Source organism: Gilliamella sp. BG2 (genome assembly GCF_046635645.1).
GTDB lineage: Bacteria > Pseudomonadota > Gammaproteobacteria > Enterobacterales > Orbaceae > Gilliamella > Gilliamella bombi.
This window is the reverse complement of the sequence record NZ_JBIDFF010000001.1, coordinates 35180-59166: the sequence shown is the minus strand read 5'-3', so window position 1 is coordinate 59166 and position 23987 is coordinate 35180. Positions and strand designations below refer to the sequence as shown.

Sequence of the window (23987 nt, the reverse complement as noted above, 5' to 3'; positions counted from 1 at the left end):
CAGTATTATCTAATTAATCAAATTATAGAAATTGTATTTTTAAATGTATTTGTGAAGGTCGGGTTTTATGATCTAAATCACAAAATTGAACATAGATTTAATCAATAAATAGTTGTATCAAGAGTAACAATTCTTGCTTATTGCTGTATTTAGCAAACTTTATAATAAATTTCCTCTTGCAGACGGAAAAATTCTCTATCCACATTAAGCCTTGATTGATTTACGCTTATTCTATCCAATTCAAAAAACAATAAGAGATATGTATTAGCTATGAACCCAATAAAATTTCGAATGATCGAGGATAATTTAGAACCAGAGTTAGTTATTGAACAAACCATTACGATCATCAATAGTTGGTTAGTACAGCATCAAATCATACAAAATGATGTTCAAAAAGCGATGTTATTTTCACATGTAAAAGCTATGGTTGAAAGGGCCAAAACATTAGAAACATTACCTGAAGTCGACCCTGGGTTATTTGATGAACTTTCAGAAGAATCTTTAGAACTGGCAAGAAAAACAATAAACTTATTTGATAATTTACCGATAGAAGAAGCATATTTATTGGCAGTTCATTATGAAGTAGCTAAAGCAAATTAAACGATTACTAGACAAGTAAAAAACAATAATTAATAGGAGAAATATTATGGCAGAAGTAGTCATTGTTATCGGCGATAGAATGGGAAAAGGGCAAAAAATTGCGGAGGGAATTAACTCAGTAGAAGGTTGTCGTGCAATCGTCATTCCAGGTATGGCAGCAGATATGAAATTAGGTGATGTAATGAATAAAGAAAATGCCGATTTGGGCCTTTCATTTTGTGGTAGTGGTGGAGCTGGTGCTATTACTGCACAAAATAAATATGGCTATTCACAACGCCATGGTATGCGATCAATTGAGGAAGGTGAAACAGCTATTAATGACGGCTGTAAAGTTCTTGGTTTTGGTTTTATGGACACGGAAGAATTAGGACAACGTGTAGCAAAAGCATTTCTTAAAAAATATTCACGTTCATAAACGGTAAATAAGAATGAAAAAAACAGAACAAATACTTGTTAGAGTAAAAGGTCATGGTGATTCTAAGCAGCGAGCTTTTGCTATAGCTTTAAGTCAGGTTCAGAAAGAAGTACTCAAAAACATTAATAATATTATGTTGCGAATAGAACCAATTGATATTCAAGTTGTATCAGCAATAGAAAAGATAACAACAGAACGTTTTTTGTTTATCTTTTTGCCAAGGAAAAAGACATTTTATGAAATCACGCTTGATGTATCTGTTAACGTAATTTTTATTGATTTAAATGATATTAAATTTACTTCAAAATAACATAACGTAAAAGGGAAGTTATGGAAATTTTAATTATTGCATTCAAGTCTATTATTATCGGCGGACTTTGTGGTTTTGGGGTCGGTGCGGGAGCTGCTCGAATGTTTCATGCGCCAACTTATCAAGGGATGGGTGCGTTTCGGACATTAGGTGAACTTAATTCTTGTGAAGGTGATCCTGCAGCGCACTTTTCATTTGGTTTAGGGTTTTTTTTTAATGCGTGGGCTTCATCGGTTGCTGCTGGTTCTTTTACTCAAGACGTTGATCATCGCATCATCCCTAACTGGGGTGGAGCTTTATTGATGATAAAAAATCGTAATCTTGCAGAAACCTTACATGATCCTAAAAAAATGGCATTTGCTTGTGCATTTATTGGGATGATTGTGGTGTTATTTTTAAATACAACCACTTCAGTTATTCCTGATTCGCTAAAAATTACTGCAACGAAGGTTCTTGTTCCTGCCGCTAACTTGTTAGTTGCAACGGTTATGCCTGTTATTTTCTGGTTAGCCGCTCTAGATGCAGGGCGTCGTAGTGGATTTTGGGGAACGTTATTTGGTGGGCTTGCACAGTTAATTATGGGCAATGCAGTACCAGGGTTGGTGTTGGGTATATTGATTGGCAAAGGTGTAGATGATAGTGGCTGGAACCGTGTGATGAAAATCATGTTAGTTGCTGTCATTATTTTATTTGTTATGAGTGGATATTTCCGTGGTTTTGATTTGAAGATGATTAACTCGTTTAGAGATGGTTTATCTTATTGGTTTAAATAATATAGGGATACATTATGAATACACAAACAATGATCAATAAAAGTTTTTGGTATGCCGATTGGTCTTTCCCTATCATTTGTGGGCTATTATCTGCCGGTATTTTTGCTGGAACGCATACATTCTATGTGTACGGTATTGGTGCATTTAATGAAATTGCATTTGTTGCTATGCTTAAATCAGGAATGACCACTGGCGATTATGGCGCTGTCGCGGCTTTTGGTGCTAGTTTTTTATTTGCTCGTGTTATTGAAGGTTCATTGGTCGGCATTTTAGATATCGGAGGTGCATTGCAAACAGGTATTGGGCTTGGTGTACCAGCGTTACTGCTAGCTGGCGGCTATACTTTACCTGTTGAAAATTTTTTTGTAGCGTTAGCAACCGGATTGATATTAGGTGCGCTTATAGGCTTAATTATTATTCTTATCCGTAAATTCACCGTCAATAGTAGTGGTGGTTCAACTTTTGGTGCTGATGTCATGATGGGGGCAGGTAATGCATCAGGACGATTTCTTGGTCCTATGATTATTTTATCTGCGATGGTTGCTTCAATTCCTATTGGTACCGGTTCATTGTTGGGGGCGCTACTTTTTTATGTATGGAAAAAACCAATCACAGGTGGAGCTATTTTAGGTGCTATGATTTTTGGTGGTATATTCCCAATTTTATAATATTAGTTATTCCCCTCTGTAATTTATTAAATTGCAAAGAGGGGATTCGGAATAGAATATGTATGATTTAATTATAAAAAATGCCAAACAAATTGATGAATCAGTAACAGATATTGCTATTCATCATGGAAAGATCGTTGCGATTGCTAGTTCTATTATAGACCAATCTGAGCGTGTCTTAGATCTACAAAATAAGCACTATGTCAGTGCTGGATGGATTGATTCACACACCCATTGTTTTGCTCGTTCACCTATTTATCATGATGATCCTGATTTGATCGGCGTTAAAGCTGGTGTCACCGCTGTTGTTGATGCTGGTAGCATTGGAGCTATCGATGTAGATGAGTTTTATCAATTAGCTCAGCAAGCAAGTACACATGTTTACTCTTTTTTAAATATTTCTAAAATCGGGTTATTAAGGCAAAGTGAACTCGCCGATATACAAGATATTGATGTACCCTTATTTGATGAGGCATTAGCTAAGTATCCCGATTTTATTATTGGGATCAAAGTGCGAATGAGCCGTAGTGTAGTAGGTGAAAATGGCATTTTACCCTTAATTAAAGCTAAAGAAATGCAAAGAAAGAGTGGTTTACCTTTAATGATCCATGTTGGCAATAATCCTCCAGAGCTTGATGAAATTGCTGATTTGTTAACAAAAGGTGACATTATTACACATTGTTTTAATGGTAAACCCAATCAAATCTTTGATAAACAAAATAAACTGCGTGGTTCAATTAAACGAGCAATTGAACGTGGTGTGATATTGGATGTCGGTCATGGTGGTGAAAGTTTTAGTTTTTCAGTAGCAGAACGAGCTAAATGCTTAGATATTTATCCTAATACTATTAGCTCTGATATTTATTCTAAAAATCGTTTACAGGGACCAGTTTTTAGCCTGGCTAATGTGATGACAAAGTTTATCTGTCTTGGTTATAGTCGAAAAAGAATCATTGATAGTGTGACGAAAAATGTGGCACAAGTTTTGCAACTTAAAAATAAAGGTGTTTTATCGGTTGGTTATGATGCAGATTTGACTATTTTTGATATTAGACAGCAAACAGTTTCATTATTAGATTCAGAAGGTGAAGTTAGACAAAGTGATGAGCAATTTGTTCCTCTAGCCTCTATTGTTGCTGATGAGAAAAACCATTTGATACGAATTGAAATAACAGAAGAAGGTAGTAAAAATGAGCTCAGAATCTCAAACTGAAAAAGATGTTTACAGTAAATATAACCTAAAAAAGGTAATTAATGCATCAGGACGAATGACAATTTTAGGTGTTTCAACGCCAAGGCCTGAAGTGGTCGATACTGTATCCCATGGGCTAAATGAATATTTTGAAATTAAAGATTTGGTTGATAAAACAGGCCAATATATTGCTAAATTGCTTAATGTTGAAAATGCGGTGGTAGTATCATGTGCTTCTGCTGGTATTGCCCAAGCTGTTGCTGGATTAATTATTAAGGATGATCGCGATTTATTATTTAATTTACATTCATCTGACAAATATGTCCCCCGTGAAATCATTGTTCCTAAAGGTCATAATGTTAATTTTGGTGCACCAATTGGCACAATGGTTTCTTTAGGTGGAGGGATTATTGTTGAAGCTGGTTATGCCAACGAGTGTAAGCCTGAGCATATTGAATCACTAATTAATCCAGATACTGCCGCAATTTTATATATTAAGTCACATCATTGTGTACAAAAAAGTATGTTGTCGGTTGCACAAACAGCAGCAATTGCAAAAAAACATAATGTCCCATTAATTGTTGATGCAGCGGCAGAAGAAGATTTACAAACTTATTATCAGCAAGGCGCAGATTTGGTTGTTTATAGTGGTGCTAAAGCAATCGAAGGGCCAACTAGTGGTTTGGTTATTGGTCGTCATCAGGCGGTGGAATGGTTAAAACTACAATCACAAGGTATTGGCCGACCAATGAAAGTAGGAAAAGAAGGTATTTTAGGATTAACAAAAGCTATTGAACTTTATATTACTGATAAAAAGACTGAAACAGGACAGCAAATGGTGACTAAAATGACGCCATTTATTGAAAGCCTAAATACACTTGATGGAGTATCAGCCAGAGTCGTTTGGGATGGCGCAGGACGTGATATTGCGCGTGCAGAAATAACGTTTGATGCAAGTGTAATAGGTAAATCTGCAATTGAGATAGTTGACCTGATGAAAAAAGGCGAAATAGCAGTGTATTTCAGAGAATATAAAGCCAATGAAGGTAAAGTTGATGCCGATGTGCGTAGTGTAACATCAGCCCAACTCGATATTATTTACAACAAAATCAAAAATATTATTCAAGGAGCAAAATAATGCAACTGACTCCAAATTATTATAATGATCGTGTTTGTTTAAATGTTTTAGCAAATTCAATCGATAATGCAAAAGAGATTTATGAAGCGGCACAAAGTCATGTAGTTGTTGGTATCTTATCTAAAAACTATTCAGATAATGAATCGGCGATTGAGGATATGCAAAAATACGCTGCAGCTATCGATAATGCTATTTCTGTGGGGCTTGGTGCAGGTGATCCAAATCAGTCAACTATGGTGTCTGAAATTTCAGCGGTACTTCAACCACAGCATATTAACCAAGTTTTCACGGGTGTTGCGACTAGCCGAGCATTGTTAGGACAAAAACAAACAATCATTAATGGTTTAGTTTCGCCGACAGGTAAAGTTGGTTTAGTTAATATTGCAACTGGACCTTTAAGCTCAAATTCGCCAGCAGGAGTTATTCCAGTGGAAACAGCTATCGCTTTACTGAAAGATATGGGCGGCAGTTCAATAAAATATTTTCCTATGGGAGGTCTAAAACATAAAGATGAATTTGAGTATGTGGCTAAGTGTTGTGCTGAGTACGATTTCTATCTTGAGCCGACAGGTGGAATTGATTTAGATAATTATGAAGCAATTTTAAAAATTGCCTTAGATGCAGGTGTAAAAAAAATTATTCCACACATCTATAGTTCTATTATTGACAAAGCGACTGGTGCAACGCGAACCAATGATGTCAAACAACTTTTAGCTATCACACAAAAACTAGTAGGATAAATGATGTCATCTAAAGTGCTTTTCTCTTATCAGCGATTAGCGTATTTATTTGATACTATAAAAAAAGAGACACTACCTCAGCAAGAGTTAGCTAATCGCTTTTCAGTATCTACTCGCACAATTCGTACTGATGTTTCAGCACTTAACGATGTTTTACGTAGTTATGGTGCTCAAGTTGATTATACTAAAAATGTAGGATATCAACTTGTAGTAACCGATCCAGTCAGTTATTCTCAATTGCCTATTACTCAAGCAATTGAGCAAGTACCAAGAACTAGTAAAGAAAGGATTTCGGCTTTATTGATTGCTTTTTTAACACAGTCCAATTCTGTGAAATTGGATGATATCGCTGATGAGTGGTTTTTAAGTCGCAGTACTTTACAAAATGATGTTATCGAGGTTAAACAATATTTAGATAAGTACAATTTATCTCTTGAAAATCGTCCTTATTATGGGATGTACTTAGTTGGAGAGGAGTCATCAATTCGAGCATGTTTAACTGATATATTGTGGCAACGTCATATGGCAGAAGATACTATAAACGTAAACAGGCTTCGTCAGACAATATTAAATGATATTGATTTAGATTATCTTGAAAAGATTTTACAAAACCAACTTGAACGTTTTGAACTAAAGTTAAATGCTGAAGGACAGGGATATTTGCTTTACAGTTGCGCTGTATCTATTACTCGTATTACTCAAGGTTATGAGCTGCTTGAATATCAAGTTGATCAAATTAATACAACAGTTATTAGTGCTGCACGTGAAATTTCAGAAGAGTTTTCATATTTTTTAGGCAGTGTACTTTGTGATGCGGAATTTAATTATCTGTGTGTACAAATTATTTCTCGAATAATAACAGAATCCCCAAATCAAGCAAAAAGTTTGGCGTTAGTTGAGCATATATTATCTTATATTAATGATACATATCACTATAATTTATGGGATGATACTAAATTACGCCAAGATATGCTGATTCATACGTCATCAATGTTATCTAGGATAAAATATCAAATAAGAACAACCAATCCTTTATTGCATGAAATTAAACAATATTATCCATTTGCTTATGATATTACGCTTTCTGCGTTAACTAATACAGAAAAGTACACCGAATCAAAAATGACAGAGGATGAAATAAGTTATTTAGCCTTACATATTGGTGTAGCATTGGAGCGAAATTATAGTGCAGGGCATGAAAGATTTGCACAAATTCTATTAGTTAGTGAGCTCAGTAACTCAACTTTGCGTATGGTTGAATCAAAAATTAAGAGAGATTTTCCGCATATCCAAATTAATCGTACACTTTCCTATCGAGAGTATGAGCAATTAACACAAATAGAAGAGGATTTTGTTGTATCAACTGTTCGCTTAACCGAAAAAGACAAACAAATTGTCAAAATAGCACCATTTCCGACAGCTTATCAGCTTGAACAATTAGGGCGATTGGCAATGGTTGATCGAAAAATGCCTTATATTATTGAACGTTTTTTTGATGAAAAGTTTTTTATTATTATTGATAAGCCAATGACACAAAAAGAAATTTTTAAAAGTATTTGTGTAAGGCTTGAACAATCAGGATATGTTGGTGGTGATTTTTATCCATCAGTTGTTGAGCGGGAAGAAATAGTCTCTACATTATTAGGTGAAAATATTGCTATTCCTCATTCAGTTGGATTGTTGGCAAAAAAAACTGTAGTTACGACTATTTTAGCGCCACAAGGTATTGTTTGGGATAAAAATGAAGTTGCGCATGTTATTTTTTTATTAGCAATTAGCAAAGATGAATATGAAGATGCTATGCGAATATATAATTTGTTTGTAAACTTTGTCAAAGAAAAGTCTACCAAACGTTTATTAGATAGCAGAACTTTTGATGATTTTCGAGCGATTATGAAAGATAGTTTGTGTCGATTATCATAATAAATGAAAAGACCAAAATGACAACTTTTATACTGAAATATGGGTGTTTTCTGAAAAAACTTTACAAGAAAAAAATAATCATTAACAAAATGAATATTAAAGTAATAATCAACAACTAAAACAAATTATATTGTGTGATCCCATTGACGAAACCTTGATTTAAAGGTAATATGCGCGCCTTATGGCATTGTGTAGTTTTTAACTACACTAAAAAAATTTTTTTAAGGTAGTATGCATATCTTATGCAAAATAAATTACCATTTACTATTGATCCGATTAAATCGGCACAAAAACGACTTGATTATATTGGATATTATCCACTTCAAGCGGTAAATAGGGTTGATAGCCCAAAAAGTGATATTGAGTGTAGTTTGTCTTTTTATTATGATGAACAAAAACTCTGCATTATCAATATTGATGCAAAATTAACGTTAGAACAAACTTGTCAACGTTGTTTTAAACCTTTTGTCACTGAAGTTCATGTGACGAATAAATTTAGTCCTGTTAAGAGCGATGCTCAAGCAGAGACGCTACCGGAACATTATGAACCCGTTTTGATGAACGAGTTTGGTGAAGTAGATATATTAGCGTTACTTGAGGACGAAATTATTCTCTCGTTACCAATTGCGCCGGTACATGATAGTAAACACTGCGAAGTGTCAGAGGCAGATATGGTATTTGGTGAAATTCCTACTGAGAATGAAAAAACAAATCCATTTGCAATTTTAGTTAGTTTAAAGAATAAGGGGTAAATCCATGGCTGTTCAACAGAATCGTAAAACTCGTGCAAAACGTGGTATGCGTCGTTCTCATGATGCATTAACTGTTGCTAATATCTCAGTTGATGAATCAGGTAAAACACATTTGCGTCATCACGTAACCGCTGATGGTTATTATCGTGGTCGTAAAGTGATTTCTAAATAATTATTTAGTAATTAGAAATCCTCAGGTGACATTTTGGATAATCTAACCATTGCGTTAGATGCTATGAGCGGGGACTTCGGTCCTCGTATTGTTGTTCCTGCTGCAATACAAGCACTAAATAATTATCCAACTCTTTCAATTTTTCTGGTAGGGTGTCTAACAGAAATCAATCTTTTTTTGCCTAAAGAAAAAGCAAAGTTAATTACTCAATACCAACAAGAAGGTCGATTAATGTTGATAGAATCGACATCAGTAATAGCTAATGATATGAAACCTTCTTATGCAATTCGTCATAGTCAAGGATCTTCTATGAGAATTGCGCTTGAACTAGTTAAAGATAATAAAGCTCAAGCATGTGTAAGTGCCGGTAATACTGGTGCGTTAATGGGGCTGTCAAAACTACTTTTGCATTCATTGACGGGTATAGATCGTCCTGCACTCGTTGCTATAGTTCCAGCATTAAACAATCAAAATACAGTAGTATTGGATTTAGGAGCTAATGCTGAGTGTGATAGTGATATGTTAGTTCAGTTTGCGATAATGGGTGAAATTTTAGCTAAAACAGTGCTTAATATTGAATATCCTCGTGTTGCATTACTTAATATTGGTGAAGAAGACATTAAAGGTTTGGATAAAATTCGTGCGGCTTCTGCTATTTTGAAATCAAATAACAAAATTAATTATATCGGTTATTTAGAAGGTAACGAACTTTTAACGGGTAAAACCGATGTACTTGTTTGTGATGGTTTTGTGGGTAATGTAACGTTAAAAACAGTAGAAGGTTTAATAAAAATTTTTATGTCTTCTTTTAAATTATCGTTAGGTCATCATTCACTATTATTGAAATTATTGAGTAAATGGCTACAAAGGAAAATTGCAAAAAATTTTGGTTATTTAGATCCCGGACGATATAATGGCGCTTGCTTGCTTGGACTTCGAAGTATTGTGATTAAAAGTCACGGTAGTGCCAATCAAAAATCATTTTATGCAGCAATAGAACAAGCTATTTTGGCTATACAAACAAATATACCTGAGAAGATTGCAACGAGCCTTTCTTCCGCACTACCCAAGAGCGAATAATTAGATGTATACAAAGATATTAGGAACTGGGAGTTATCTTCCAAAACAGATAAGAACTAATGCAGATCTTGAAAAAATGGTTGATACCAGTGATGAATGGATCACAACGCGTACTGGTATTAAAGAAAGACGTATCGCAGCGCCAGATGAAACAGTAACGAGCATGGCTTATGAAGCTGCTATAAATGCAATTGAAATGGCCAATATCGATAAAGAAGAAATAGGTATGATTATTGTTGCAACAGCAACTTCGGGCAATGCATTTCCAAGTTCTGCAACAGAATTACAAGCTAAATTAGGTATTGGTGATGTCGTTGCTTTTGACGTGTCAGCTGCTTGTTCTGGGTTTATTTATGCGCTTGATATTGCTGACAAATATGTTAAAAGTGGTGCAATTAAAAATGCTTTAGTTGTTGGTTCTGACATGTTAACCCGTGGTGTTGATCCAAATGATCGAGGCACCATTATCATTTTTGGGGATGGTGCAGGAGCGGTTGTTGTCGGCGCATCAGAAGAACCTGGTATTATTGCTTCGCATCTTCATGCTGATGGTCGTTATGGTGATTTATTAAAATATCCATATGTTGATCGCCGTAATATGAATGATCCCGTTTATATGACAATGCATGGCAATGAAGTGTTTAAAGTGGCAGTTAAAGAGCTATCAAATTTGGTTGACGAGCTTTTAACTGAAAACACGCTCAATAAAGCAGATTTAGATTGGTTAGTTCCGCATCAAGCTAATTTAAGAATTATTTCTGCAACCGCAAAACGCTTAGATATGGATATGAATAAAGTTATTGTCACATTAGATAAGCAGGGCAATACTTCTGCTGCTTCTGTGCCTTGTGCTTTAGATACTGGTGTAAGAGATGGACGAATTCAACGAGGTCATCTAATTTTATTAGAAGCCTTTGGTGGCGGATTTGTTTGGGGATCTGCACTAGTTAGATTTTAGTTTATGAAGTATTTTTAATGATCAAGGATTTAAGAATGACCAAATTTGCAATGGTATTTCCAGGACAAGGCTCTCAAGCTGTCGGTATGTTAAAAGATCTTGCTGATAATTTTCCGATTGTCAAATCAACATTTGATGAAGCTTCTGATGTGTTAGGTTATGATTTGTGGGATTTAGTACAAAAAGGCCCAGTTGAAGAACTAAATAAAACATGGCAGACACAACCAGCACTACTTGCTTCATCTGTTGCAATATTTAGAGTCTGGCAAAGTGTTAATGGTACTCAACCTGATTTTATGGCTGGTCATAGTTTAGGCGAATATTCTGCTTTAGTTTGTGCAGGCGTGATTGAGTTTAAAGATGCGATTAAATTAGTCGAATTACGCGGAAAATTAATGCAAGAAGCCGTGCCAAGCGGCACAGGTGCAATGTACGCTATTATTGGATTAGATAACGAATCAATTAGCAAAGCATGTGAACAAGCGGCTCAAGGGCAGATTGTTGCGCCAGTGAATTTTAATTCACCTGGTCAAGTAGTTATTGCTGGTAATAAGGAAGCTGTTGAACGTGCAGGCTCACTATGTAAAGATGCGGGTGCTAAGCGTGCATTACCGCTTTCTGTTAGCGTACCATCACATTGTGAGTTAATGAAGCCAGCAGCTGACAAATTAGCGACTACATTAAACGATATTGAATTTAACACACCAAAGTTTGCTGTTATCAATAATGTTGATGTTAAAGTTGAAACGTCTGCAGAAAAAATTAAAACTGCATTAATTGCTCAGCTTTACAGCCCTGTACGTTGGACTGAAACTGTTGAGTATATGGCAAAACAAGATGTAAAACTTTTAGTTGAAATGGGGCCAGGGAAAGTATTAACTGGATTAACCAAACGTATTGTTGATACACTTTCTGGTCTTGTGGTTAATGATAAAGTATCATTAGAAACGGCATTAGAAAACACAAAGTAAAATGGTAAAAGGGGTAGTTATGAACCTATCAGGAAAAATTGCTTTAGTTACGGGCGCAAGTCGTGGAATTGGTAAAGCAATTGCAGAAAAATTAGTTGCTTGTGGCGCAACTGTTATTGGTACGGCAACAACAGAAAAAGGTGCTGAAGCTATTAGCCATTACTTAGGAGCAAATGGTAAAGGTCTTGCTTTAAATGTGACAGATGAAACATCAATTGAGTCGGTTATTGGTGCAATTAAGGCTGAATTTGGTGATATTGATATTTTGGTTAATAACGCAGGTATTACTCGTGATAATTTATTAATGCGAATGAAAGAAGACGAATGGCAAGATATTTTGAATACAAATTTAACATCTGTTTTTCGCTTATCTAAAGCATTATTGCGCACAATGATGAAAAAACGCTATGGAAGAATTGTAACCATTGGCTCAGTAGTAGGCACAATGGGAAATGCCGGCCAAGCTAACTATGCTGCAGCTAAAGCTGGATTAATTGGTTTTAGTAAATCATTAGCACGTGAAGTTGCATCACGAGGTATTACTGTTAACGTGGTTGCACCTGGTTTTATCGCAACTGATATGACCAATGCATTAACCGATGAACAAAAATCTTTAACATTAGCACAAGTTCCTGCAGGACGATTAGGTGAACCAACAGAAATAGCTAATGCAGTAGCATTTTTAGTATCAGATGAAGCATCTTATATTACTGGTGAAACTTTACATGTCAATGGTGGCATGTATATGGTGTAATTGGTTAGAATAGTGTAAAATGAGCCATTATTTTAACGTTTTGAACAAAAACTAAGCAATTGGGTTGGAAAATGATTGGCATCTTTTTCAACATTTTATAAACTTACATTCACCGCCACTTTCGGCGATTTTTATAGGAAAAAAAAGAGTATGAGCACTATTGAAGAGCGAGTTAAGAAAATTATTGTTGAGCAACTTGGTGTAAAAGAGGAAGAAGTTAAAAACGAATCTTCTTTCATTGAAGATCTTGGCGCTGACTCTCTTGATACAGTTGAATTAGTTATGGCTTTAGAGGAAGAATTTGATACTGAAATTCCCGACGAAGAAGCTGAAAAAATTACAACTGTTCAATCTGCAATTGATTATATTACTGCAAATCAATAAGGTTAGTAGAGTTTTTATGATAGGCGGTCAAATGATCGCCTAGTTTGTATTTATATCTTTAATTATTAAATTAAAAATAAGTCGGTATAAATCTTTAGAAAACTCAAAATAAAATTTTTCAATGATTCAAATTTCATTTCAATCCTTTCCTGGAGGGCAATGTGTCTAAACGCAGAGTTGTTGTTACTGGAATGGGCATGATATCTCCTGTAGGTAATACAGTTGAATCCACTTGGCAAGCTTTATTAGCTGGGCAAAGTGGTGTTGAACTCATAGAGCACTTTGATACAGCCCCTTTCGCAACGCGCTTCGCAGCGATGGTTAAAAACTTTAATGGCGAAGATTATAATATTTCACGCAAAGATGCACGTAAAATGGATTATTTTATCCAATATGGCATTGCTGCAGGTATGCAGGCAATGCAAGATGCAGGCATTGAAATCACGAATGAAAACGCAGAACGAATCGGTTGTGCTATAGGTTCTGGTATTGGTGGGCTTGGGTTGATTGAAGAAAACCACAGTGCATTAGTAAATGGTGGACCACGCAAAATTAGCCCGTTTTTTGTACCATCAACAATTGTTAATATGATTGCAGGTCACTTATCTATTATTTATGGATTAAAAGGACCGAGTATTACTATTGCAACAGCTTGTTCTTCAGGTGTTCATAATATTGGTCATGCTGCACGCATGATTGCTTATGGTGATGCAGATGCGATGTTAGCGGGTGGTGGCGAAAAAGCGAGTACCCCATTGGGTATCGGTGGTTTTGGTGCGGCTCGTGCTTTATCAACTAATAACGACAATCCTAAAGCAGCAAGCCGTCCTTGGGATAAAGACCGTGATGGTTTTGTGTTGGGTGATGGTGCAGGAATCATGTTCTTAGAAGAATATGAACATGCCAAAAAACGCGGAGCTAAGATTTACGCTGAACTAGTTGGATTTGGTATGAGTGGTGATGCTTATCATATGACTTCACCTCCAGCCGATGGTAGTGGTGCGGCCTTAGCAATGAAATGTGCACTTCGTGATGCAGGTATTGCTCCAGATCAGGTTGGTTATATTAATGCTCATGGTACATCGACCCCCGCTGGTGATAAGGCTGAAACCCAAGCGGTAAAAAGTATTTTTAAAGAAAATGCTAGCAAAGTGATGGTGAGTTCAACTAAATCTATGATAGGGCATTTATTGGGTGCAGCTGGTGCAGTTGAGTCAATTTTCACTGTCCTAGCATTACGTGATCAAGCTGTTCCGCCGACAATTAATCTTGATAATCCTGATGAGGGATGTGATCTTGATTATGTTCCTCATACAGCGCGTCAGGTTAAAAATTTAGAATATGCACTTTGTAACTCTTTTGGTTTTGGCGGAACCAATGGTTCGGTCCTATTTAAAAAAATATAATTTTAATTATTTTCCCATCACTAAAAATGGTGGGAATTTATTCATCTCTTGTTAATGTGTTGTCAATAATAGTCCATTTTTATTAAGTAAAAATGTAGCGTATTCCTCATTTTTCTAACATTCTATTTGGTAAATTGAATGTTAAAGCTTGTTTTATATTTATATCAACAAATATATTTTCTCCTTGATTGAAGACGATATGTTTAGTGTATGTTCAAATTTTATTCTTATATTTTAGAAGCTTTAAATGTGGCGGATGCCTGTTGCTCATGCCATTCATAATGGCTTTACTGTATCAGAAACAACGCATGATTATTGGCTGGAGAAACAGTAGCGATAGGTACATTGGTAATGTTAATCGATAGTAATTCAGATATGATTGAAACTGTATATAATTTCTGCGAATCTGTCGGTTTATCAACCATGCTGGCTGAATTTGGCTTAGCTAATACCAGTGATGAAGAGTTGATGAAAATCGTTATAAAAGTAGCAACTACAGAGGGACTACGTCGTAAATAGTTTTGCACTTTTTTAGATTAATTGTGCTAACTTTAAATGTACTCTGGTTGGTTTTTTACATCAAGAATTTTTATTTCTTTTACATTTTGTTGTAAGTTCATGTAGGTAAAGAGAATAAGAATATTCTTCTTGCTTGTGTTATAATTCAAAGCTAATTTTATCGCTTCATTTCTGGTAATTATGGCAGAACCAAAATTTATTCATCTTCATTTGCATAGTGATTTCTCTATGATTGATGGAATTGCTAAGGTAGGAGCATTAGTAAATGAAATGAGCAAGTTGCAGATGCCTGCATTTGCAATCACTGATTTTACTAATCTTTGTGGACTGGTTAAGTTTTACGGCTCAGCAATGTCAAAAGGTATTAAACCTATCATTGGTGCAGATCTCGCTATTAGAAGTTCTCAATTGCCTGATGATATTTATCATCTAACTCTGTTAGCAGCTAATAATCAGGGATATCAAAATCTTACTTTATTGATTTCTAAAGCTTATCAGCGAGGATACATTGGAGATTTGCCTGTTGTTGATAATGAGTGGTTAATTGAGCATCGAGAAGGGTTAATTGTATTAGCTGGACGAGAAAGTGATATTGGTATCGGTATCGTTCGCAATAATCAAACTATTATTGAGCATGCTATTAATTTTTACCTTGAAAATTTTAATGAGCATTTTTATTTTGAGCTAGTACGGACTAAACGAATCAATGAAGAGCTATTTATTCATAGTGCAGTAAGATTGGCTGAACAGTATCAATTACCCGTGGTTGCTTCTAATGATGTTCGTTTTTTAAAAGCTTCAGATTTTGAGGCTCATGAAATTCGTGTTGCTATTCATGATGGGAATACACTTGAAGATCCTTCCCGACCTAAAAATTACTCAGCAGAGCAATATTTACGATCTGAACAGGAAATGTGTGAACTATTCTCTGATATACCAGAAGCGCTTGAAAATAGTGTTGAAATAGCAAAGCGCTGTAATGTAACCATCCGGTTAGGTGAATATTTTTTACCTAAATTTCCTACTGGTGATATGTCGACCGAAGATTTTTTGGTGCATAAATCGCGTGAAGGTTTAGAAGAAAGACTTGAGTTTTTATTTCCCGATCCAGAAGTTAGAAAACAAAGAAGACCTGAATATGATGAGCGTTTAGAAACAGAATTAACGGTTATTAATCAGATGGGTTTTCCTGGATACTTTCTAATTGTTATGGAATTTATTCAATGGTCGAAAGATAATGATATTCCCGTGGGACCTGGGCGTGGTTCAGGTGCGGGTTCACTAGTTGCGTATGCTTTAAAAATTACCGATTTAGACCCATTGGCGTTTGACTTACTTTTTGAACGATTTTTGAATCCTGAACGTGTTTCAATGCCTGATTTTGATGTCGACTTTTGTATGGAAAAGCGAGATCTAGTAATTGATCATGTTGCTGATATGTATGGTCGTGATGCAGTCTCTCAGATTATTACTTTTGGAACTATGGCGGCTAAAGCAGTAATCAGGGATGTTGGCCGAGTACTTGGACATCCTTATGGCTTTGTTGATCGGATTTCCAAATTAATTCCCTTAGATCCGGGAATGACATTGGTTAAAGCTTTTGAAGTTGAGCCTCAACTTCAGGAGTTATACGATAATAATGAAGAAATTAAATCATTAATTGATATCGCACGTCAATTAGAAGGTGTAACTAGAAATGCAGGTAAGCATGCTGGGGGCGTTGTAATTTCACCAACTAAGATTACAGATTTTTCGCCAATTTATTGTGATTCAGAAGGAAATCACCCAGTAACCCAGTTTGATAAAAATGATGTTGAATATGCAGGCCTTGTTAAATTTGACTTTTTAGGACTAAGGACATTAACCATTATTGATTGGGCAATCAAAATGATTAATGAACGTCAGTTAAGAGAAGGAAATAAACCTATCGATATTACTCGAATTCCTCTCGATGATCAGGCGTCATTTGATTTGTTATTGAAAGCCGAAACAACAGCTGTGTTCCAACTTGAATCTCGAGGTATGAAAGACTTAATAAGGCGATTAAAACCTGACTGTTTTGAGGATATGATCGCTTTAGTTGCTTTATTTAGACCCGGTCCGTTACAATCAGGCATGGTAGACAACTTTATTGACCGTAAACATGGCAGAGAAGAAGTATCCTATCCTGATATTAAATATCAACATGAATCATTAAAACCTATCTTAGAACCAACATACGGTATTATTTTGTACCAAGAACAAGTTATGCAAATTGCTCAGACTTTGTCGGGTTATACATTAGGTGGTGCGGATTTATTACGTCGAGCTATGGGGAAGAAAAAACCTGAGGAAATGGCAAAGCAACGCTCTGTTTTTAAAGAAGGTGCCGAAAAGCAAGGTATCGATGGTGAGCTTTCCATGCGCATTTTTGATTTAGTGGAAAAATTTGCTGGTTATGGTTTTAATAAATCTCATTCAGCAGCTTATGCGCTTGTTTCTTATCAAACATTATGGTTAAAAACTCACTATCCAGCAGAATTTATGGCTGCAGTTATGACTGCCGATATGGATAATACTGATAAAATTGTCGGTTTGGTTGATGAATGCTTACGGATGGGATTAAAGGTTAATCCACCAGATATTAATAGTGGTCTTTATCACTTTCATGTGAATGATAAAGGTGAGATTGTTTATGGGATTGGGGCTATAAAGGGTGTCGGTGAAGGTCCTATTGAGGCAATTGTTGAAGCACGTAATAGTGGTGGATATTTTAAAAATATATTCGAACTTTGTGCTCGAACAGATATGAAAAAGATCAACCGTCGTGTACTTGAAAAACTTACTATGGCAGGGGCATTTGATAAATTAGGCCCTCACAGAGCAGCTATTTTGCATAGTATTAATGATGCAATGCAGGCAGCGGATCAATATGCAAAAGCTCAAGATATTGGTCAAGAAGATATGTTTGGAGTCTTAGCGGAAGAACCTGAACAAGTTGAGCATGCTTATGCTGCGGTACCTGAATTACCCGATCAAGTTTTGCTTGATGGAGAACGTGAAGCTTTAGGGCTTTATTTAACAGGGCATCCTGTAACGCAATATTTAAAAGAATTAAATCGTTATACTGGTGGATTGCGAATTAGTGAAGCATCTCCGACAGGCTGGGGAAAAACAGTTACTTTTGCTGGTATTGTTACTGATGCTAGGACTCGAATTACTAAAAAAGGTAAAAAAATTGGCTTGTTTACTTTAGATGATCGTTCAGGTCGTATTGATGGTATGCTTTTTGCAGAATCTTTGGAAAATTTTGGACATTTACTCGTAAAAGATAAGATCTTAATTGTTACAGGCCAAGTTAGTAATGATGATTTTAATGGTGGTTTTAAAATGTCAGTGCGAGATATTGTTGATCTAAAAGATGCCCGTACTAAATATGTAAAAGGACTGTCCATTACATTAACAGAAAGCGAAGCAAATCAAGCAATATTGCAACGTTTACAACAACTTTTAGAACCTTATCGTCATGGTAGTGTGCCTGTTAGCTTATATTATCACCGGGGTGATTCGGTTGTTAGGATTCAATTCGGTACGACATGGAGGGTTATTCCAGAGGACGCTATGATTATTGAATTAAAGACACTTATTGGTATTGATCGTATTGAATTTGAGTTTGAATAAGAAAATAAACTTATTAATAGTAGTCTGGTTGATTAATTAAATTTATTAAATAATGTTACTTTAATTAAATGTAAGTGGTATAACATTTTGAATAGTTGAAGTCTAATAATATAAATTTAGGTGACTTCAATGAGTATTACATAGTAGAATTGGATTAATTTTATTTTAAGAATTAGCCAGTATACTGTATTAGATGTGTATTTTTTAAAATACCAAATAAATTAAGAGGCAATTACAAGCGTTATGAACAATTTTTTGGAATTTGAAAAGCCGATAGCGGAATTAGAAGCAAAAATTAATTCCTTAAAGAATATTGATTCGCAACAAGTTGAATTAGATATTAATTTAGATAAAGAGATTAAGCAATTACATAAAAAAAGTCGTGAATTAACAAAAAAAATATTTGCTAATTTAACTCCTTGGGAAATTGCGCAACTAGCTAGACATCCAAATCGTCCTTATACATTGGATTATCTGAAAGAAATTTTTACTGATTTTGATGAATTAGCTGGTGATAGGGCTTATGCCGATGACAAAGCAATTGTTGGTGGAATAGCTCGTATTGATGGAAGATCTGTGGTCGTTATTGGGCATCAAAAAGGTCGAGAAACAAAACAGAAAATTTATCGGAACTTTGGTATGCCCGCTCCAGAAGGGTATCGTAAAGCTTTACGATTAATGCAATTAGCGGAGCGTTTTAAATTACCAATTATTACTTTTATTGATACTCCAGGTGCTTATCCTGGTATTGGTGCCGAAGAGCGAGGTCAAGCAGAAGCTATTGCTCGTAATTTAAGAGAAATGTCACGTCTTAAAGTACCTACTATTTGTACAGTAATTGGAGAGGGAGGCTCTGGGGGGGCTCTTGCTATTGGGGTTGCCGATAAAGTTAATATGCTTCAATATAGTACTTACTCTGTTATATCGCCAGAAGGTTGTGCTTCGATTTTATGGAAAAGTGCTGATAAAGCACCAGTTGCAGCTGAAGCTATGAATATGACTGCAGATAAATTACTAAAATTGAATCTTATTGATTCGATTATACCTGAGCCACTGGGCGGTGCCCACCGTGATTATGCTGTTGTATCTAATTCACTCAAAACACAGTTACTTAGTGATCTTGATGAACTTGAAAGTATGGATTTATCTGTATTACTAGAAAGAAGATATCAACGCTTGATGAACTATGGCTACGTAAGGTAATTTTAAATTTGGAATATTGTAATGAAAAAATCGACAGGCTTACTACGTATCCTTAAAGCAACAAAATATTCTTTAAAAGGCTTAAAATCGGCGATCAAACATGAAGCTGCATTTCGCCAAGAGTTAATTCTATTAGTTGTGGCTTATATTGTTGTAATGCTAATTGATTTCTCTATTTATGAGCGTATTTTGCTACTTGGTTCAATTGGAGTGGTGATGATTACTGAGTTAATAAATAGTGCAATTGAGTGTGTAGTTGATCGTATTGGCTCTGAAAGGCATGATTTATCTGGCCGAGCAAAGGATTATGGCTCGGCGGCGGTATTTTTGTCGTTATTATTGACTATTATTTTGTGGATTTATCTATTTTCTTGTCATTTTTCATCATGATTTTTGATTTAAACGTAGGCTTTCCTGAAAGTTTTTGACAATAGTTTAATCGCAAAAAACTATTCTTAAACTAGAATAGGATTGGTTTTCCAATAAAAATTTATAAAAATATTATTATAATTACGCTGGAAAATAAAAATAACAACGCTTTTGTAGGAAAATACAGGGTTATTTACACTTTATGGTTAAAATAATCCTCTAAAAACTTATAAGGCGTTTTTTTCGAAATCGCTTTATGGGGTTTAATTGTATTATAATAGTTAATAAATCGTTTAATATTTTGTTTTCTATCTTTTTAATGGCTAAATATTTTCTGATTATTCTACATTTCCATTAAAGTTCGTATCACTCTTTTGAGCTTTCCCATTCGTTTGTGGACAGGCTAGTTTCGTGAATTCTTGATGGATACGATGGTTGTTACACGTTTTAACAAATAGCTCTTCACCAGTGCCTTGATATTCATGTCCATTTTTGGAATAAATACATTCAATGATAAAGGATATTGGGTTAACACATTGTTTATATAAATAGTGCTGAATTAAATCGGGATTTATTGGGGTAAATGCCTGCATAAAAGTTCATGTGAAAAATCATCAATACTGACCGACAAATAAATACTCTCGCCTCTTTTGTTTGGCTTCGTTTTTAAGTAAAGGTAAACGTTTGGTATTGTAGTATTTCCTCCCAGATAGGTTTTGTTATAGCGTTTAGCTTGTTGCCTTAATTTAACTTCAATGGACTTTCCGACTTTAACCAGACGTTTAATTTCTATATGTAAATGATGCAACTATTGGTTATCAATTATAGATTAAGTTAATTGTATAGACTGAATTACCATATCTTTATCAATACCATCTATCACTTCAGCATGACCAATTTTAGTTGGTATAACAAGCCTTAATTGCCCAGATAATACTTTTTTGTCTCGTAACATATGTGGCAGATAAGATTCAATTGACATTTTTTTTGGTCTGTTAACAGGTAGTTTAGCGCGAATTAATAAGTTCTTAATTCGTTCAATATCAGTTTGATCCAATTTACCAAGTAATTTGGCTGTTTGTGCAGCCATTAGCATACCAACACTGACAGCTTCGCCATGTAGCCAATTTCCATAGCCTAGTTCTGCTTCTATGGCATGCCCATAAGTGTGACCAAGATTTAAGATTGCTCGCATGTTTTGTTCTGTTTCGTCAGCAGCAACCACTTGTGCTTTGAGTTCACAGCAATGGTAAATACAGTAGCTTAATGCATTAACATCTAGGTTTAGTAAATCGTTGATGTGTTCTTCAAGCCAATCAAAAAATTTAGCATCTAAAATAATGCCGTATTTTATAACTTCGGCAAGTCCAGCCGAAAGCTCTCTTTGTGGTAATGTTTTTAAACAACTGAGATCAATCACTACCGACTGTGGTTGATAAAATGCGCCAATCATATTTTTACCCAGTGGGTGATTAATCGCTGTTTTACCTCCTACCGAGGAATCAACCTGTGATAGTAGCGTTGTAGGCACTTGAATAAACTTAATTCCACGTTGATAAGCTGAGGCGGCAAATCCTGCAATGTCACCAATCACACCTCCACCTAGTGCTATAAGTATACTACTGCGAGTATGATTGTTTGCCAGTAACGTTGTCAAAATGCTATTCCATGTTTCCATGGTCTTATATTTTTCACCATCAGGAACAACAACTGAATCGGTTTTTACACCATGCTTTTCAAGCATATCAATTAGTGTTTGTAAATAAAGTGGGGCTATGGTTTCATTGGTAGCAATGAGTACGCGTTGCCCTGCTTGGAGTTTAAAATGTTGAAATTCACTTAGTAGATTTTCACCAATTGTGATTGGATAACTGCGTTTAGCTAGCGCTACATTTAATGTTTTTTGCATATTAATTTCCAGACAAGTCAAAGTGGATTTATTGTTGCATGTTAGCGATAAAAAAGTGGCAGTGCAACTTAGAATCATTTAAACTTGTCAATAATTTCTATTTGTGATATTAAATTTTATATGTCTTTATCTATTGTTTTAGCACAAAAAAATTGGCGTGTGGGCGACATTGAAGGAAACGCTCAACAGATTATTGAATTGATAAATAGCCACTCATCCGATGATCTCATTATTTTTCCAGAACTTGCTTTGTGTGGTTATCCACCCGAAGATTTAATTTTTCGTTCTGATTTTAAAGCTCGTTGCCAAAAAGCATTATCGTTGATTCAACAAGCGAGTCGGTACTGTGCAGTTATTGTTGGACATCCGCATTGGCAAGATCAAAATATTTATAATGCCCTTTCATTTTTTTATGATGGCGAATTGTTAGCTCGCTATCATAAACAGCGATTACCTAATTATGATGTATTTGATGAAAAGCGTTACTTTACGGCTGACAATCAAACTTGCGTAGTTGATTTTAAAGGTAAAAGGATTGGTTTACTAATTTGTGAAGATCTTTGGCAATTTGAGCCAGTTGATAATATCCATAAGGCTCAGGCTGATTTTGTTGTGGCTATTAACGCTTCGCCTTATGACTGCGACAAGCAGAAAAATCGTCGAGAGTTAGTTAAACAGCATGTTAAACGAACAGGTTTACCTTTCATTTATGTTAATCAAGTGGGTGGTCAAGACGAGCTGGTGTTTGATGGCGGATCATTTGTTTGTAATGAGCTTGGTGAAATTGTTTGTCAGCTAAAATCATTTGAAGAGCAAGTTTCTTCTTTTGAATATGGTGTAAATCATCAGGCGATAATTGATAATAATGAAAATGATCAATTAGCTTCAGTTTATGATGCATTGGTACTTGCGACTCGCGATTATGTTACTAAAAATGGCTTTCAAGGTGCAGTATTAGGGCTTTCTGGAGGGATTGATTCAGCTTTAACCCTTGCTATTGCAGTTGATGCGCTAGGAAAAGATAAAGTGCAGGCAGTGATGATGCCATTTCGTTATACAGCCGATATTAGTATTGCTGATGCCAAAGAAGAAGCTGAAATATTAGGGGTTGAATTTGATATTATTTCGATTGAGCCAATGTTTGATGCGTTTATGGCATCGTTAAGTCCAATGTTTGTTGGTACGCCAAAAGATACTACTGAAGAAAATCTTCAAGCACGTTGTCGTGGTGTTGTTTTAATGGCACTATCAAATAAACGGCGCAGGCTGGTGCTGACAACGGGTAATAAAAGTGAAATGTCGGTAGGTTATGCAACTCTTTATGGCGATATGGCTGGTGGGTTTGATGTTCTGAAAGATGTGCCTAAAACCATGGTTTTTGCATTGTCAAAATATCGGAATACTCGTTCTTATGTTATTCCTGAAAGAGTGATCACTCGCCCTCCATCAGCAGAGTTGGCTCCAGATCAAAAAGATGAAGACAGTTTACCGCCTTATGATATTTTAGATGGAATTTTGAAAGGTTATGTCGAACTTGATCTTTCCGTTGAACAACTTATTGCGCAAGGTTATGATGAAGCAACTGTAAGGCGTGTTATTAAATTGGTTGATATAAATGAGTATAAACGTCGCCAATCAGCGGTCGGTCCGAAAATAACAGCTCGTAACTTTGGCAAAGGTCGCCGTTATCCTATTACTTCTGCTTTCGGATTTAAAAATTGGTGATCTTGAATTAAAGGTAAATTAAATATGAAAAAGATTGAAGCTATTATTAAACCATTTAAATTAGATGATATTCGAGAGGCACTTGCTGATCAAGGTATTACAGGTATGACAGTTACTGAAGTTAAAGGTTTTGGTCGTCAAAAGGGGCATACTGAACTTTATCGCGGTGCGGAATATATGGTTGATTTTCTGCCGAAGGTGAAAATTGAACTTATTGTGTCTGATGATATTTTAGAAATGTGTATTGAGACTATTATGAAGACAGCACAAACTGGTAAAATTGGTGATGGCAAAATTTTTGTTTATAACGTTGAACAAGTCATTCGTATTCGAACTGGCGAAATGGATGAATCTGCGATTTAGTTT

The 23987-nt window shown here is 35.4% G+C and carries 25 protein-coding genes; 23 read left to right on the top strand and 2 right to left on the bottom strand.

Annotated elements, in window-relative coordinates; all coding sequences use genetic code 11:
- Positions 1 to 270 precede the first annotated feature (270 nt).
- The 21 genes from ACGH6Q_RS00260 (at position 271) to ACGH6Q_RS00160 (ending at position 20008) form a co-directional block, all read left to right on the top strand.
- Positions 271 to 600 (top strand): hypothetical protein, encoded by a 330-nt coding sequence (locus tag ACGH6Q_RS00260; protein ID WP_174798862.1) that lies wholly within the window; start codon positions 271 to 273, stop codon positions 598 to 600.
- Positions 601 to 646: 46 nt separating this feature from the next.
- Positions 647 to 1015 carry an SFCGS family glycine-rich protein gene (locus tag ACGH6Q_RS00255; RefSeq protein WP_085163875.1) on the top strand — a complete coding sequence of 123 codons (369 nt, stop codon included), beginning with the start codon at positions 647 to 649 and terminating at the stop codon, positions 1013 to 1015.
- Positions 1016 to 1028: 13 nt separating this feature from the next.
- The gene (locus ACGH6Q_RS00250; protein ID WP_085163876.1) at positions 1029 to 1325 is read left to right on the top strand and encodes a DUF4312 family protein; all 297 of its coding nucleotides are present in this window, start codon (positions 1029 to 1031) and stop codon (positions 1323 to 1325) included.
- 20 nt (positions 1326 to 1345) lie between these two features.
- Positions 1346 to 2098 (top strand): DUF4311 domain-containing protein, encoded by a 753-nt coding sequence (locus ACGH6Q_RS00245; RefSeq protein ID WP_034910435.1) that lies wholly within the window; start codon positions 1346 to 1348, stop codon positions 2096 to 2098.
- 29 nt (positions 2099 to 2127) lie between these two features.
- Positions 2128 to 2766 (top strand): DUF4310 family protein, encoded by a 639-nt coding sequence (locus ACGH6Q_RS00240; RefSeq protein WP_065561395.1) that lies wholly within the window; start codon positions 2128 to 2130, stop codon positions 2764 to 2766.
- A gap of 58 nt (positions 2767 to 2824) precedes the next feature.
- Positions 2825 to 3979: an amidohydrolase/deacetylase family metallohydrolase gene (locus ACGH6Q_RS00235; RefSeq protein ID WP_411591381.1), complete on the top strand. Its 1155-nt coding sequence runs from the start codon at positions 2825 to 2827 to the stop codon at positions 3977 to 3979.
- Complete coding sequence (locus ACGH6Q_RS00230; RefSeq protein WP_065589632.1) at positions 3957 to 5096, top strand: DgaE family pyridoxal phosphate-dependent ammonia lyase; 1140 nt, start codon at positions 3957 to 3959, stop codon at positions 5094 to 5096. Before ACGH6Q_RS00235 ends, ACGH6Q_RS00230 begins: the two co-directional genes overlap by 23 nt.
- Positions 5096 to 5836, top strand: a complete 741-nt coding sequence (gene dagF, locus ACGH6Q_RS00225) for a 2-dehydro-3-deoxy-phosphogluconate aldolase (protein WP_065589631.1) — start codon at positions 5096 to 5098, stop codon at positions 5834 to 5836. The genes ACGH6Q_RS00230 and dagF overlap by 1 nt, the downstream gene beginning before the upstream one ends.
- A 3-nt stretch (positions 5837 to 5839) precedes the next feature.
- A complete protein-coding gene (locus ACGH6Q_RS00220; protein ID WP_411591380.1) occupies positions 5840 to 7759 on the top strand; it encodes a BglG family transcription antiterminator in 1920 nt (639 codons plus the stop codon).
- 242 nt (positions 7760 to 8001) lie between these two features.
- On the top strand, positions 8002 to 8511 hold the full coding sequence (gene yceD, locus ACGH6Q_RS00215; protein ID WP_065561382.1) for a 23S rRNA accumulation protein YceD: 510 nt from the start codon (positions 8002 to 8004) through the stop codon (positions 8509 to 8511).
- A gap of 4 nt (positions 8512 to 8515) precedes the next feature.
- Positions 8516 to 8683, top strand: coding sequence for a 50S ribosomal protein L32 (gene rpmF, locus ACGH6Q_RS00210; protein ID WP_025316508.1), 168 nt, complete (start codon positions 8516 to 8518; stop codon positions 8681 to 8683).
- A 33-nt stretch (positions 8684 to 8716) separates the two neighbouring features.
- On the top strand, positions 8717 to 9763 hold the full coding sequence (plsX, locus tag ACGH6Q_RS00205; RefSeq protein WP_081298000.1) for a phosphate acyltransferase PlsX: 1047 nt from the start codon (positions 8717 to 8719) through the stop codon (positions 9761 to 9763).
- A gap of 4 nt (positions 9764 to 9767) precedes the next feature.
- A complete protein-coding gene (locus tag ACGH6Q_RS00200; RefSeq protein WP_085163881.1) occupies positions 9768 to 10721 on the top strand; it encodes a beta-ketoacyl-ACP synthase III in 954 nt (317 codons plus the stop codon).
- A 35-nt stretch (positions 10722 to 10756) separates the two neighbouring features.
- Positions 10757 to 11692 (top strand): ACP S-malonyltransferase, encoded by a 936-nt coding sequence (gene fabD, locus ACGH6Q_RS00195; protein WP_411591378.1) that lies wholly within the window; start codon positions 10757 to 10759, stop codon positions 11690 to 11692.
- A gap of 19 nt (positions 11693 to 11711) precedes the next feature.
- Positions 11712 to 12446: a 3-oxoacyl-ACP reductase FabG gene (gene fabG, locus ACGH6Q_RS00190; RefSeq protein ID WP_085163883.1), complete on the top strand. Its 735-nt coding sequence runs from the start codon at positions 11712 to 11714 to the stop codon at positions 12444 to 12446.
- Between the two features lie 150 nt (positions 12447 to 12596).
- Positions 12597 to 12830, top strand: coding sequence for an acyl carrier protein (gene acpP / locus ACGH6Q_RS00185; protein ID WP_034910452.1), 234 nt, complete (start codon positions 12597 to 12599; stop codon positions 12828 to 12830).
- A gap of 161 nt (positions 12831 to 12991) precedes the next feature.
- Positions 12992 to 14236: a beta-ketoacyl-ACP synthase II gene (gene fabF, locus ACGH6Q_RS00180; RefSeq protein WP_034910454.1), complete on the top strand. Its 1245-nt coding sequence runs from the start codon at positions 12992 to 12994 to the stop codon at positions 14234 to 14236.
- Between the two features lie 315 nt (positions 14237 to 14551).
- Positions 14552 to 14755: a hypothetical protein gene (locus tag ACGH6Q_RS00175; protein ID WP_174798871.1), complete on the top strand. Its 204-nt coding sequence runs from the start codon at positions 14552 to 14554 to the stop codon at positions 14753 to 14755.
- Positions 14756 to 14935: 180 nt separating this feature from the next.
- Complete coding sequence (dnaE, locus tag ACGH6Q_RS00170) at positions 14936 to 18415, top strand: DNA polymerase III subunit alpha (protein ID WP_411591375.1); 3480 nt, start codon at positions 14936 to 14938, stop codon at positions 18413 to 18415.
- A gap of 243 nt (positions 18416 to 18658) precedes the next feature.
- Positions 18659 to 19618 (top strand): acetyl-CoA carboxylase carboxyl transferase subunit alpha, encoded by a 960-nt coding sequence (gene accA / locus ACGH6Q_RS00165; protein ID WP_034910462.1) that lies wholly within the window; start codon positions 18659 to 18661, stop codon positions 19616 to 19618.
- A gap of 21 nt (positions 19619 to 19639) precedes the next feature.
- On the top strand, positions 19640 to 20008 hold the full coding sequence (locus ACGH6Q_RS00160; protein ID WP_034910464.1) for a diacylglycerol kinase: 369 nt from the start codon (positions 19640 to 19642) through the stop codon (positions 20006 to 20008).
- A gap of 317 nt (positions 20009 to 20325) precedes the next feature.
- Here ACGH6Q_RS00160 and ACGH6Q_RS00155 read toward each other — a convergent pair whose 3' ends face one another.
- Both ACGH6Q_RS00155 and aroB read right to left on the bottom strand, forming a co-directional pair.
- Complete coding sequence (locus ACGH6Q_RS00155) at positions 20326 to 20580, bottom strand: hypothetical protein (protein WP_051634155.1); 255 nt, start codon at positions 20578 to 20580, stop codon at positions 20326 to 20328.
- 236 nt (positions 20581 to 20816) lie between these two features.
- Complete coding sequence (aroB, locus tag ACGH6Q_RS00150) at positions 20817 to 21896, bottom strand: 3-dehydroquinate synthase (protein ID WP_034910466.1); 1080 nt, start codon at positions 21894 to 21896, stop codon at positions 20817 to 20819.
- 120 nt (positions 21897 to 22016) lie between these two features.
- On the opposite strand from aroB, the gene ACGH6Q_RS00145 reads away from it, so the two are divergent.
- Both ACGH6Q_RS00145 and glnB read left to right on the top strand, forming a co-directional pair.
- Positions 22017 to 23621, top strand: coding sequence for an NAD+ synthase (locus tag ACGH6Q_RS00145; RefSeq protein ID WP_174798875.1), 1605 nt, complete (start codon positions 22017 to 22019; stop codon positions 23619 to 23621).
- 24 nt (positions 23622 to 23645) lie between these two features.
- Positions 23646 to 23984 carry a nitrogen regulatory protein P-II gene (gene glnB / locus ACGH6Q_RS00140; protein WP_034910467.1) on the top strand — a complete coding sequence of 113 codons (339 nt, stop codon included), beginning with the start codon at positions 23646 to 23648 and terminating at the stop codon, positions 23982 to 23984.
- Positions 23985 to 23987 lie beyond the last annotated feature (3 nt).